The sequence below is a fragment of the Pedobacter sp. BMA genome (genome assembly GCF_001027745.1).
GTDB lineage: Bacteria > Bacteroidota > Bacteroidia > Sphingobacteriales > Sphingobacteriaceae > Pedobacter.
Genome location: NZ_LECU01000001.1, coordinates 478215 through 491153, shown reverse-complemented (window position 1 = coordinate 491153; position 12939 = coordinate 478215). Strand labels below are relative to the sequence as shown.

The window sequence follows — 12939 nt, the reverse complement described above, 5'->3', positions numbered from 1 at the left end:
TACAAAAACTTGATACGATAAAAACATGGATAATAGAGTAAAAAAAGCGCTTGTCGCTTCACTAAACAAATATGCTGAGGTTTCTGAAATAAACGTTGAAGGCTTCGAAACGGAGTTGATCGCAGCTTTCGAGCTTGACGTTAACTTTTTAGATAAAGCAACGGCTTTTGACGCTGTTTTTGACTCCCATTCCAGCTTTGAAGCATTACGGGAAATTTTCTTCGACCTACTCATGGTGAATTTCTTTAGCAGCGATGTTCAAAAGCTGGAAGATGATTACCTGGAAAGCGATGAGTGGGCCAATATTGAAGAAGAGACCATCGAGCGCGGCTCAGAATTGCTGAACCTTTTGCTATATATTAAAGAATGCAAAGATGAGGATATTGAGCCTGAACTTGGCGATTTCCTGAAAGAGTTTTTGCTAGTGGAAGATGATGAATTTCAAGATGAATTTGAAATTTATGAGGAAATGATCAGCAATCAAAATTTAGCAGAAACCAGTGTAGAAAATATCTGTAAAGCGGCAAAGGGTTTGAATATTAGTGAGGAACTACAAGAGCTTTTTGTCCCGTTTATGGTGTTCTTTCTTGATGTGGAAGGTAGTGCAACTACCACAAAAGAATTAATTCAGTTTAGCAGTAACAAAGCCTTCGATGCTGCATCTTATACTTTGATTACCACAATCAATAACTAAATTAAACATATATGGACAAAAGTGCTCAAATTTCCCAGCTATCACTAAAATACGGCTTTATCCTCGCAGCCGTTTCAATAGTTGTATCGCTTACATTACATTTTATCAACCCTGTACTTGTGTACACGAGCTTTGCGGCTCAAATTGGAATTTTCGTCTTATTTATAGCCCTACTGGTAGTTTCAGGGATTAACATCAGAAAAGAAATCGGCGGCTATTGGACTTTTGGTGAAGCCTTCAAAGCTTTTTTGATCATCTCATTGATACTTGCAATAACGGCAACACTATATAATGTTATTTTAATGAAATTTATCGATCCGGATCTTCCGGCGAAAGCTGCTGCGGCCATCGAAGATGCGCAAAGAGCCATGATGGCTAAGTTTGGTTTAGGTAATGAAGAAATTGACGAAGCTTTGGCGAAATCAGGTAATATGCAGGAAAAGCTTGAGCCTACCTTCAAAAATATTCTAACCAGCTTTGGTGTTTCAATTGCTATGTATGGTGTTCTCTCACTAATTTTGTCTGCAATTCTAAAGAAAAAACAGCCAGAAAGTTTAAGTACATTCCCTAAAGAAGCTTAATTAGCAATTACAAAATTTCGAACGTGCAGGTTTTATCATTTAATTTGATGAAATTTGCACGTTTTATTTTAAAGAGTTTTGCTGACAGGACTTAGGTTCTGATACCAGATGCTCGAATCTTGATACTCATAAATGGATATATCAGTTGTAGTACCTTTGTTTAACGAAGACGAATCTTTACCTGAATTAACGGCATGGATCGATAAAGTAATGGTTGAAAATAGCTTTACTTATGAAGTTATTTTGGTTGATGATGGTAGCACGGATAAATCATGGGATGTTATCGAAGCGCTTCGGGCAAACAATCCTGCAATTAAAGGAATCAAATTCAGAAGAAATTATGGTAAATCTGCAGCCTTAAATGTAGGCTTCGAGGCAACCCAGGGCGACGTAGTGATTACCATGGACGCTGATCTGCAGGATAGTCCTGATGAAATCCCCGAACTGTACAGAAGAATTAAAGATGAAAAACTGGATTTAGTTTCAGGTTGGAAAAAGAAACGCTACGATCCGATCACTAAAACAATACCTACTAAACTGTTCAATGCTGCAACCCGTAAAATGAGCGGCATAGAGCTGAATGACTTTAACTGTGGTTTAAAAGCGTACCGCTGCGATGTGGTTAAAACCATTGAGGTATATGGCGAAATGCACCGTTATATTCCGGTTATAGCAAAATGGGCAGGCTTTAGTAAAATTGCAGAGCAGGTTGTAGAGCATCGTGCCCGTAAATATGGTACCACTAAGTTTGGTTTCAGCCGTTTTATTAATGGCTTTTTAGATCTGCTGTCCATTTTCTTTGTAGGTAAATTTGGAAAACGCCCGATGCATTTTTTTGGCTCACTGGGCGTTTTAAGTTTCTTTATCGGCATTATCATGTCGCTTTATATTTTAATAGAAAAGAAAATCCTGATCTGGCAAGGCCTGGCTTATCGCGATGTCACCCAGCAACCCTTATTTTATTTATCATTAGTGGCTATTGTAGTTGGCTCCCAAATGTTTCTTGCCGGATTTATTGCCGAACTTTTATCCCGTAATGCACCAGAAAGAAACCAATACCTGATAGAAAAGGAACTAAAATAAAATGTTTTTCTCAATCATCATACCGCTTTACAATCGTCCGCAGGAAATAGACGAGCTTTTATATACCCTTACCAAACAAACCTATTTGCAGTTTGAGGTTCTGGTTATTGAAGATGGCTCTAAACTTGATGCGAAGGCAATTGTTGAGTCCTATCAGGATAAGCTCGATATTAAATACTATTTCAAAGAAAATGCTGGTCAGGGTTTTGCACGGAATTATGCCTTCGAAAGGGCAACCGGAGACTACTTCATCATTTTCGACTCTGATATTCTCGTGCCGCCGGATTACCTGGAGATTGTTAAAAACTACCTCTTCGAACATCATTTAGATGCTTACGGCGGTCCCGATGCGGCGCATGATAGCTTTACTCCCGTACAGAAAGCCATTAGCTACGCAATGACATCACCGTTTACTACCGGCGGAATTCGTGGCAACAAAAAACATGTAGGCCAGTTTCATCCGCGGAGTTTCAATATGGGGATTTCCCGTCAGGCTTACGAAAAAGTAGGAGGCTTTATCCTTACCCGCTTGGGTGAAGATATCGAGTACAGCATCCGTATTCACGAAAATGGTTTCAAAATTGGATTAATACCAAATGCGAAGGTTTATCATAAAAGACGCACAAGCTTTAGTCAGTTTTATAAACAACTGCATTTCTTCGGCAGGGCAAGAATTAATATTTATAAACATTTCCCCAAAGAGTTAAAACTGGTCCATTTCTTCCCTGCAATGTTTACCCTGGGCCTTGGATTTACCATATTGTGTAACTTTATTTATCCGCCACTAGCCTATGTTTGCAATTTCTTTCTGTTGGTTTACTTTATGTTGATATTTTTTCACGCATGGTTTGTAAATAAATCTTTAAAAGTTGCATTTTTGAGCATTATATCTTCCTTCATCCAATTAACTGCCTATGGTTTAGGATTTATACAGGATTTATTTAAAAGAGTGGTATTCAAACAACAATGATTAATTATTTAAAAGAAAGTACATTCGCCGTTAACGATGTCATTCAGAAGGCATGGAGCATCACCAGAAAACATTATTTTTCTATTGCTACCCTATGCTTTTTAATGTTCATTACAGCCAGCGCATCTAGTTTAATGGCCTTTTTTATTAAAGACGTAAGCAAGGCACTCAGTTTTGTAATGGCAATTGTTTTCGTGTTTTTGTATTTCACCATTAATCTTTCTTTGTTTAAATACATTTTTCACCTGATGGATGATGAGGAGCATGATGTTAAAATTGTTGATACCTTGCCAACCCGACAACAGATTATAAGATTCTTAATTGCAACGCTATATTTCATTGGCTGTATTTTATTCATTGGCCTGATTTTGTTTCCGGTGTTATATGTATTAGACCCGTTTTTGAGGTATCTGGTCCAAATTGGCTGGGTAAGCAGCTTCAGGGAAACAGGCGTCATCATTACTCAGGTGGCAGTGGGGATTGCAATTCTGGCCTTATTTATTACCTGGCTGAGAATTTCTTTTTTTCCATTTTTTATTATCGATAAAAATGCTGCCCCTTTCGAATCCATCAAATTAAGTTTAGCGATTACAAAAGGTAACTTTACAAAAATTTTATTGCTGTTGTTGGTTCTGGGTGGAGGCTATTTGATTTACTTACTGTTTAACCTGCTACACTGGCCGTTTGTAGCGTTCATCGTCAATATTTTAAGCTCATTTATTATTGTTCCTTTGTCCAGTGTTGCTTTAACGGTTGCCTATCGCAAAATTGCAGGCGAATATAAAGGTGATGAGCATCCGGATATTTTGCATAACATCGTTTAGAATCACGGTTATTCACCATTCAATTATCAAATCTTAAAGTATGGGGTTAAAAGCGGCATTAAGTAAGCCTTTTGCAGCATTTGCTGTTTGGAAGATTAATAAATGGAAAAAAAATGCTGTTGGTGCTCAACACAAAATACTTCAGCAACTCATCGCAGAGGCAAGAAATACAGCTTTCGGAAAAGACCACCATTTCGGAGAAATAAAAAGCTACACAGATTTTAAGAAACAGGTGCCCGTTCAGGATTATGAAGGTTTGAAGCCTTACGTAGACAGGGTGGTGGCCGGTGAGGCCGACGTATTGTGGAAAGGTAAACCCCTGTACTTTGCCAAAACATCAGGAACAACTTCCGGCGTAAAGTACATCCCACTTTCCAGGGAGTCGATGCCCGAGCACATTAAGGCTGCAAGAAATGCCATTTTAACCTATATTCATGAAACCGGAAAGGCTGATTTTGTAAACGGCAAGATGATTTTCCTGCAGGGGAGCCCGGTATTGACCGTGAAACACGGGATCAATATTGGCCGCTTATCTGGAATTGTTGCACACCATGTTCCCGCTTATTTGCAGAAAAACCGTTTGCCATCCTACCCAACTAATATTATCGAAGACTGGGAGCAAAAGGTTGATGCCATTGTTGAGGAAACGATCGATGAAGATATGACCCTCATTTCTGGTATTCCACCATGGGTGCAGATGTATTTCGATAAGCTTTCGGAGAAAAGCGGAGGTGCGAAGATTGCATCGATCTTCAGGAATTTTAGCCTGTTTATCTATGGGGGCGTAAACTTTGAACCCTACAGAGCAAAAATAGAACAGAGTATCGGGAAGAAAATTGATTCCATAGAAACCTATCCTGCATCCGAGGGTTTCATTGCTTACCAGGATTCGCAAAAGGAAAAGGGCTTGCTTCTTTTAGCAGATGCCGGCATTTTTTACGAATTTATTCCTGCTGATGAATATTACAATGAAAATCCAACCCGTTTATCTTTGGCCGGGATTGAATTAGATATCAATTATGCACTTATATTAAATACAAATGCAGGTTTGTGGGGATACAGTATTGGCGATACCGTTAAATTTGTTTCTAAAAATCCTTATAAAATTGTAGTAACCGGCAGGATCAAGCACTTTATTTCGGCATTTGGTGAACATGTTATCGGCGAAGAAGTAGAACATGCCCTGCTGAGTGTGGCCAATGAAGAGCAGGTAGAAATTACCGAGTTTACGGTTGCGCCACAGGTAAACCCTAAGGCAGGTGAGTTGCCTTACCACGAATGGTTTGTGGAGTTTTCTTCGGCACCCAAAGATATGGCAACTTTCAGCAAAAAGGTAGATCAGGCTTTGCAGAAGAAAAATATTTATTACTTTGACCTCATTGAGGGAAACATCCTTCAGCCTCTTGTGATCCGGTTGCTGCAAAAAGATGCTTTCGTAAACTATATGAAAAGCGAAGGGAAATTAGGCGGGCAGAATAAAGTGCCAAGATTGAGTAACGACCGGAAACTGGCCGATGGCCTTGAACCGTATATGATTTAAATAGAGAATCAAAAGAAAACATTGACAAAACAACATAAAAATATAACCATTCTCGGCTCTACCGGCAGTATAGGTACCCAGGCGCTCGAGGTTGTGCGCGATAACCCCGACATTTTTAAAGTGTCTGTGTTATCGGCCTTAAAAAATTCCGAGTTATTGATACAACAAGCCAGAGCATTTAAACCTGAGGTTGTTGTCATCTGCGATGAAAGCCAGTATGCTTATGTAAAAGAATCCCTCTCGCCCTTGGCGATTAAAGTATTAGCTGGTGAGCAGGCGTTGACAGAGGTTGCGGCCTATCCTGATAGCGACATTGTGCTCACTGCCCTGATGGGATCGGTTGGCTTAAAACCAACCATTGCAGCAATCAAAGCAGGAAAAGATATTGCACTGGCCAATAAGGAAACCTTGGTGGTAGCAGGCGGATACATTACCCGCCTGGCTGCCGAATATCAGGTAAAGATTCTTCCTGTCGATTCTGAACACTCTGCTATTTTTCAATGCCTGGTGGGTGAAACGCAAAACGAGATCGAAAAAATTTACCTGACCGCATCCGGCGGCCCTTTTCTGGGCAAAAGCCGGGAATTTCTCTCAACAGTAAAAAAAGAGCAGGCTTTAAAACACCCTAACTGGGTAATGGGGGCTAAAATTACCATCGACTCTGCCTCTTTGATGAATAAAGGCCTGGAAGTCATTGAAGCTAAATGGCTTTTTAATCTCGATGTAGATCAGATCGACGTAATTGTTCACCCGCAGTCTATCATCCACTCAATTGTACAGTTTACAGACGGATCGATGAAAGCGCAAATGGGTGTGCCCGATATGAAATTGCCTATTCAGTACGCACTGAATTATCCCGACAGGCTAAAAAACGATTTTAAACGTTTTAATTTTCTGGATTATCCAAACTTCAGCTTTCAGCAGGCCGATATGCAAACCTTTAAAAACCTGGATTTAGCATTCAGTTCTTTGCGAAAAGGCGGCAATATGCCCTGTATTTTAAACGCAGCGAATGAGGTAGTAGTAGAATCATTTTTGAAAGACAAAATAGGTTTCCTGCAAATGAGCGATGTAATTGAACGGTGTATGGATGAAATCAAATTCATAGAACACCCGCAATTAGACGATTATTTAGAAACTGACAAACATAGCCGTATCTTAGCCGGCGAATTGGTAACAAAAAGTATAGTTTAACATCTAACATAAAAATATTAGAATAGAATATGAATGGATTGATTATGGCGGGGCAGCTGCTGCTTGGATTGTCTTTATTGGTTATCTTACACGAATTAGGACATTTTCTGGCAGCCAGGGCATTTGGTATTAAAGTAGAAAAATTTTATTTGTTTTTTGATGCCTGGGGTTTTAAACTTTTTAGCTTTAAAAGAGGCGATGTTGAATATGGTGTGGGATGGTTACCATTGGGTGGCTATGTGAAAATTGCCGGAATGATCGATGAAAGTATGGATACTGAGCAAATGGCTCAGCCTGCTCAGTCCTGGGAATTTCGCTCAAAACCAGCATGGCAACGTTTAATCGTGATGCTTGGCGGTATTATCGTTAACGTTATTGTAGGGGTCATCATCTTCTGGATGCTTACTTTCAAATACGGGCAGAACTACACCGTTAATGGTAAACTGACTGATGGTATTTCTGTAGGAAACATTGGTAAAGAGATTGGATTGAAAAACGGGGATAGGATTTTAGCGATAAACGGAAATAAACTGATCCGTTTCGAAGATGCTATTTCTAGCAAAGTTTTGTTTGATGGTGCCCAGCTGACTATTTTGCGTGGCAACCAAACCCTTTATGTTTCCGTACCTGATACCATATTAAACAAAATCTCTAAAAACGAAAAAGATAACTTTATTGCGCCCAGGTACCGGATGCAAAGCATAGAAAAAGTTGTAGTACCCGATCCGTCTGTGGATGAGCAATCTTTTATCGGTAAAATTTTAGATAAATTATTCGGACGGAAGTTCGAGAAGCCATTATATCCGGCCTATAGTGCGGGTATCAAACCTGGGGATAGTATTTTGACCGTTAACGGCAAGCCTGTCACATTCTTTGATCAGTTTAAAGATGAGGTTTCAGCTAATAAAAATAAAAAGGTAACGATCGTAGCTTTACGTAAAGGGAAGGAAATCACCTTTAATCCAATCGTGAATACCGATGGAACGATCGGTGTTGGCCCTAACTTTAAAATGCCGGAGAGTGCCCATATCGATTACGGATTTGCCGAATCACTTCCTATTGGTGCCAACATGGCCTGGAGCACCTTCCTGGATAATGCCAAGGGTATTGGCAAAATGATTACCGGTAAATTGAGTGCACGTAACATCAGCAGTCCGGTAGGTATTGCCAAGGCTTATGGCAGCAACTTCGACTGGGTTAAATTCTGGACTTTAACCGGATTAATTTCAATGGCACTTGCATTTATGAACTTATTGCCTATACCAGGTTTGGACGGGGGACACGTCGTGTTCCTGCTCATCGAGATGGTTCAACGCAAACCAGTGAGCGAAAAAGTACTGGAGCGCGCTCAAATTGTGGGCTTTGTGATCCTGATTTGTTTAATGGTGTTTGCTTTTGGTAATGATATTTTAAAATCTTTCGGTAAGTAAAACCAATTTGATAATATTGCCGCAGATGCAGAGGTTAATCGTTAACCTGTGCATCTGCGGCTTTTTTAATTTATAATATCATGAGCGAACAAACAAACCAGCCTGATTATTTCGAATTCTACGAATTACCAATATCATTTAATCCTGATCAGGCGGCAATCAAAACCAAATTCTATGCCTTAAGCAAGTTATACCACCCTGATTTCTATGCAAACGAAAGTGAGGATAAGCAAGATGAAGTACTGGCCCTTTCCACATTGAACAATAAAGCTTACCAGACATTAAGTAATCACAAGAAGCGCTTGAGGTATGTATTAACGCTTAAGGGGATCGTTGAAACAGATGAAGGCTATCAGTTGCCACAATCGTTTTTAATGGAAATGATGGACGTTAACGAGGCGCTAATGGATTTGCAGTTTGAACCTGATGCTGACAAACTAAAAGAAGTAAGTAAAGCTGTTGAAGACATTGAGCGCGATCTTGCTGCGGAAATGAAGGGACTTACAGATCAGTTCGATGAAAATCCGGAAGCTTCGGAAACGTTGTTTCCAGCACTAAAAGATAATTTCTATCGTCAAAAATATATTGATCGTATCCGGGAGAAACTTCCACGCTAATGCCAAATCAGCAGGATACTTATAAGATGAATATTTTTTATAAATAAAAAAGCCTTAGATTTCTCTAAGGCTTTAATTCGTACCCGGAGCCGGAGTCGAACCGGCACGGTTTCCCACAGGTGTTTGAGACCAGCGCGTCTACCAATTCCGCCATCCGGGCATGTGTTGGACGGGGTTGCAAATGTAGATAACGAAAATGAAAAAGCAAAAAATATTTTCAAATAGTTCGTAACTGATTTATTGAGTGTTGTTTGCATTTTCCGGCCGCTCGTCTTTTAACTTCCTATCCACTACAAATGGCGCAAACGGAAGTAATGAAGCCAGAAAAATCAAAATGGCTTTACCAAATTTCCATTTCTGCTCCTGCCAGGCCATCACCAGGCAAGCGATATAGGCAATAAACAAAATCCCATGGAGCCAGCCGGTATATTTAACTACCTCTTTATAATGGAAAATGTATTTTATCGGCATGGCAATAAATAACAGCAGCAAATAAGAAATGCCTTCTGCAACAGCAACTTTGCGAAAAATGGAAAGAGAACTCATGAATCTGATTTTTTCCGAAAGTAAGTTAAAGCTGCCGCTGGACAAAAACTAAATCATGATTTTACACTTTCCTGTTTAATTTCGATAATTGTTCAATTAACCCGCTAATTTCTTTCATGTATCCGGGTAGTATCGATCATCTTGATGCCCACCACCAGCAATATGTATGGATTAATCCGGATAGCATGCCGAAAAAGCATAGCTAAATACTCGGAATACAATACCCTGCACTTAAATACTTTCCCTTATCTTTGCCCTAAATTCAATATTTCAAGACAGTGATTAATGTAAACAACATCTCCGTTTCATTCGGCGGAACCACGCTCTTCAGCGATGTAACCTTTTCGATTAACGAGAATGATAAGATAGCCCTGATGGGTAAGAACGGTGCGGGAAAATCTACCATCCTTAAAATTATTGCGGATGTAGCCAAGCCAACTTCAGGAAATGTAACTGGTCCCAAAGATGCAGTGATAGCCTATTTGCCACAACATTTGCTTACTCACGATAAGGCTACCGTTTTCGAAGAAGCCATGAAGGCTTTTGAAGAGGTTAACCAGATGCAGAAAGAGCTCGACGAATTAAATGAGCAGCTTACTATCCGTACTGATTATGAAAGCGATGATTACATGAAGCTCATCGAACGGGTATCAGAGCTGAGTGAAACATTTTACTCGATCGAAGAAACCAATTACGATGCTGAAGTTGAAAAAGTGCTGAAAGGCCTGGGTTTCGAACGTAAAGACTTTACCCGCCAAACTTCTGAATTTTCAGGTGGATGGCGCATGCGCATCGAGCTGGCAAAAATCCTGTTAAAAAAACCTGATTTAATTTTACTGGATGAGCCTACCAACCACATGGATATTGAAAGTATTCAATGGCTGGAAGATTTTCTGGTCAATTCAGCAAAAGCAGTAATGGTAATCTCACACGATCGTGCCTTTGTTGATAACATTACCAACCGGACTATTGAAGTTACCATGGGCCGGATTTACGATTATAAAGCGAAGTATACCCATTATTTGCAGCTGAGGGCTGAACGCCGTATACACCAGCTCAAAGCTTACGAAGAGCAGCAACGGTTCATTGCCGATAACCAGGAGTTTATCGATCGTTTCAGGGGTACCTATTCCAAAACCCTCCAGGTACAGTCGCGCGTAAAGATGCTTGAGAAACTCGAGGTTATTGAAATCGATGAAGTAGACACTTCGGCATTGCGATTGAAGTTTCCTCCTTCACCGCGCTCCGGGCAGTATCCGGTAATGGTAGAAGAGCTGACCAAAACTTATGGCGATCATACCGTATTTCAAAAAGCATCTATGGTTATTGAGAGAGGGGAGAAGGTTGCTTTTGTAGGTAAAAACGGCGAAGGTAAATCAACCATGATTAAAGCCATTATGAACGAAATTGACTTTGAAGGAAGTTTAAAAGTAGGGCATAATGCCAAAATCGGCTACTTCGCCCAGAATCAGGCTGCTTTGCTGGATGAAAACCTGACCGTATTCGAAACGATTGATCAGATTCCGTTAAGCGACAATACTATCAAAATAAAAGATCTTCTTGGTGCTTTCATGTTTAGTGGTGACGATACTACTAAAAAAGTTAAAGTGCTTTCAGGAGGAGAAAAAACGCGTTTAGCCATGATTAAATTATTGCTTGAACCGGTTAATGTTTTGATCCTCGATGAGCCCACCAACCATCTGGACATGAAAACCAAAGATATCATCAAAGATGCCTTAAAAGATTTTGATGGTACCCTAATTCTGGTATCGCACGACAGGGACTTCCTCGACGGTCTGGTACAGAAGGTGTTTGAATTTGGAAACAAGCGGGTTCGCGAACATTTTGAAGACATCAAAGGGTTTCTGGCTTATAAGAAAATGGACAACCTGAAAGAAATTGAACAAAATTAATGAGGTCTTTTTAAAGTATAGCCCTTCAGTAATTCTAAAAAACCTTCGGTGAAACCGAAGGTTTTTTAGATTAAATGGGTCATTCTCCATAAGAATGGCCGGACCTTGAGAGTTTGTAAAATGCTGCAGGCGGCGGTTAATCATTCCGCTCCGTGAAGTTCGCAGTTTTAAGTTTGCTCACATTTTTCTGTTCAATGGCTTTGCCGGCATAGGTTGGTTTGTTCCGTCCCCAAATCACCTGGCTGTTAGATACATTGATATTCCCGGTGTTCTCAAAATAGAACCCTGCAATCGGGCTTTTAATCAGCCCTTCTACATTACTGGGTCTTCGATCGTAAATCCCACCCATTTCTGTTGTGCTTTTATTCATGAAAACACTTACCTGATCGAACTCGATGTTGCTGATTTTTTCAGGTGATTCTCCGCTGATGTAAACTCCTCCTTCTCCTGTACAACGGATGTTGCTGAAATATATATTTTTAACCGCGCCTACAAAACCCTTCGTTTGTCCTTTTGGTAAACGCCAGCCCGCATCTTTATTATTGGCAGTTGCCCTCGGGTAAGCGGTAATGTAAATCGGCTCAGATTTACCCCACCAAACATCCGAAAATAGTTTCGATTCAATAATCAGGTTAGAGAAGATGACCTCGCTCACTGTTCCCTCATCACGGTTTTGTATACCTATGCCACGGTTACTCTTACGGATATTGCAGTTATTGATCAGTACATTACTGATTCTGTCCATATTTTCCGACCCGATTTTGATGGCACATGAGCTTGATGTCATTGTACAGTTACTCACCACAATATTTTCACAGGCACCATATTCCTCAAATTCACGGCGGTTTTTCAGGCAAATGCAGTCGTCACCCGATTCAATATAACAATTGGTGATCCTCACATTTTTACTATGGTCAAGATCAATCCCATCACTGTTCCTGATTTTAATACTGTTTAGTAAAGTGATATTGGCGATGGATACATCATTACAGCCAATCAGGTGAACAGTCCAGTAGGCAGAGTTTTGAAAAGTTACCCCTTCGATGTTCAGCTTGTTACATCCCTCCAATGTTAACAGGTGTGGTCGTGGATCAATGATATTGAATGGTTTAAGTACATACGAATCACTTAATTCTTCGCCCATAAATGAAATGCCGTTTCCATCAATTACACCGCCTCCGGTAATGCTTACCTGTTCCAGTTTTTTGCCCCCGATCCAGATGGTGCCTTCACCCTTATTATCCCTGAAAGCACTTTGTTTGTATATACTTTCGTCAGGGCTTGCCAGCAATTTAGCGCCCGATTCTACCCTGAATTCTACAAATGATTTCAGATTAAACGGGCCTGAGAGGTACACATGACCTGCAGGTAAAAGCACCTGTCCTCCGCCGGCAGCAGCGCAGGCATCTATGGCTTTTTGAATGGCCCTTGCATCATTGGTTTTGCCATCGCCTTTGGCACCGTAACGAATAATGTTATATTGCGCTCCGGCGGGCATACTAATCGTGATCAAAAGGGCAATGGCAATAAGGAATTTCATGTTGAAT

At 40.3% G+C, this 12939-nt stretch carries 12 protein-coding genes and 1 tRNA gene; 10 read left to right on the top strand and 3 right to left on the bottom strand.

Annotated elements, in window-relative coordinates; genetic code table 11:
- Window positions 1-25 precede the first annotated feature (25 nt).
- From AB669_RS01870 to AB669_RS01830, 9 genes are all read left to right on the top strand, one after another.
- Window positions 26-694, top strand: coding sequence for a hypothetical protein (locus AB669_RS01870; RefSeq protein ID WP_047797556.1), 669 nt, complete (start codon window positions 26-28; stop codon window positions 692-694).
- An 11-nt stretch (window positions 695-705) separates the two neighbouring features.
- Complete coding sequence (locus AB669_RS01865; protein ID WP_047797555.1) at window positions 706-1275, top strand: DUF4199 domain-containing protein; 570 nt, start codon at window positions 706-708, stop codon at window positions 1273-1275.
- A 132-nt stretch (window positions 1276-1407) separates the two neighbouring features.
- Window positions 1408-2358, top strand: coding sequence for a glycosyltransferase family 2 protein (locus AB669_RS01860; protein ID WP_047797554.1), 951 nt, complete (start codon window positions 1408-1410; stop codon window positions 2356-2358).
- Between the two features lies 1 nt (window position 2359).
- Entirely contained in the window at window positions 2360-3328 is a 969-nt protein-coding gene (locus tag AB669_RS01855; RefSeq protein WP_047797553.1) for a glycosyltransferase family 2 protein, read from the top strand.
- Entirely contained in the window at window positions 3325-4152 is an 828-nt protein-coding gene (locus AB669_RS01850; protein WP_047797552.1) for a hypothetical protein, read from the top strand. The genes AB669_RS01855 and AB669_RS01850 overlap by 4 nt, the downstream gene beginning before the upstream one ends.
- A gap of 40 nt (window positions 4153-4192) precedes the next feature.
- Complete coding sequence (locus tag AB669_RS01845) at window positions 4193-5692, top strand: GH3 auxin-responsive promoter family protein (RefSeq protein ID WP_047797551.1); 1500 nt, start codon at window positions 4193-4195, stop codon at window positions 5690-5692.
- A 21-nt stretch (window positions 5693-5713) separates the two neighbouring features.
- Window positions 5714-6886 carry a 1-deoxy-D-xylulose-5-phosphate reductoisomerase gene (locus tag AB669_RS01840; protein WP_047797550.1) on the top strand — a complete coding sequence of 391 codons (1173 nt, stop codon included), beginning with the start codon at window positions 5714-5716 and terminating at the stop codon, window positions 6884-6886.
- A 29-nt stretch (window positions 6887-6915) separates the two neighbouring features.
- Entirely contained in the window at window positions 6916-8316 is a 1401-nt protein-coding gene (gene rseP / locus AB669_RS01835) for an RIP metalloprotease RseP (RefSeq protein WP_047797549.1), read from the top strand.
- A gap of 80 nt (window positions 8317-8396) precedes the next feature.
- The gene (locus AB669_RS01830; RefSeq protein WP_047797548.1) at window positions 8397-8933 is read left to right on the top strand and encodes an iron-sulfur cluster co-chaperone HscB C-terminal domain-containing protein; all 537 of its coding nucleotides are present in this window, start codon (window positions 8397-8399) and stop codon (window positions 8931-8933) included.
- An 80-nt stretch (window positions 8934-9013) separates the two neighbouring features.
- Here AB669_RS01830 and AB669_RS01825 read toward each other — a convergent pair.
- Both AB669_RS01825 and AB669_RS01820 read right to left on the bottom strand, forming a co-directional pair.
- Window positions 9014-9093 (bottom strand) — tRNA-Leu (locus AB669_RS01825).
- A gap of 77 nt (window positions 9094-9170) precedes the next feature.
- Window positions 9171-9479: a DUF3817 domain-containing protein gene (locus tag AB669_RS01820; protein WP_047797721.1), complete on the bottom strand. Its 309-nt coding sequence runs from the start codon at window positions 9477-9479 to the stop codon at window positions 9171-9173.
- 278 nt (window positions 9480-9757) lie between these two features.
- Here AB669_RS01820 and AB669_RS01815 point away from each other — a divergent pair, with 278 nt between their 5' ends.
- Window positions 9758-11392, top strand: a complete 1635-nt coding sequence (locus AB669_RS01815; RefSeq protein ID WP_047797547.1) for an ABC-F family ATP-binding cassette domain-containing protein — start codon at window positions 9758-9760, stop codon at window positions 11390-11392.
- A gap of 136 nt (window positions 11393-11528) precedes the next feature.
- Here the strand turns inward: AB669_RS01815 and AB669_RS01810 are convergent, their stop codons facing one another.
- Window positions 11529-12932 carry a glycoside hydrolase family 28 protein gene (locus tag AB669_RS01810; RefSeq protein WP_047797546.1) on the bottom strand — a complete coding sequence of 468 codons (1404 nt, stop codon included), beginning with the start codon at window positions 12930-12932 and terminating at the stop codon, window positions 11529-11531.
- Window positions 12933-12939 lie beyond the last annotated feature (7 nt).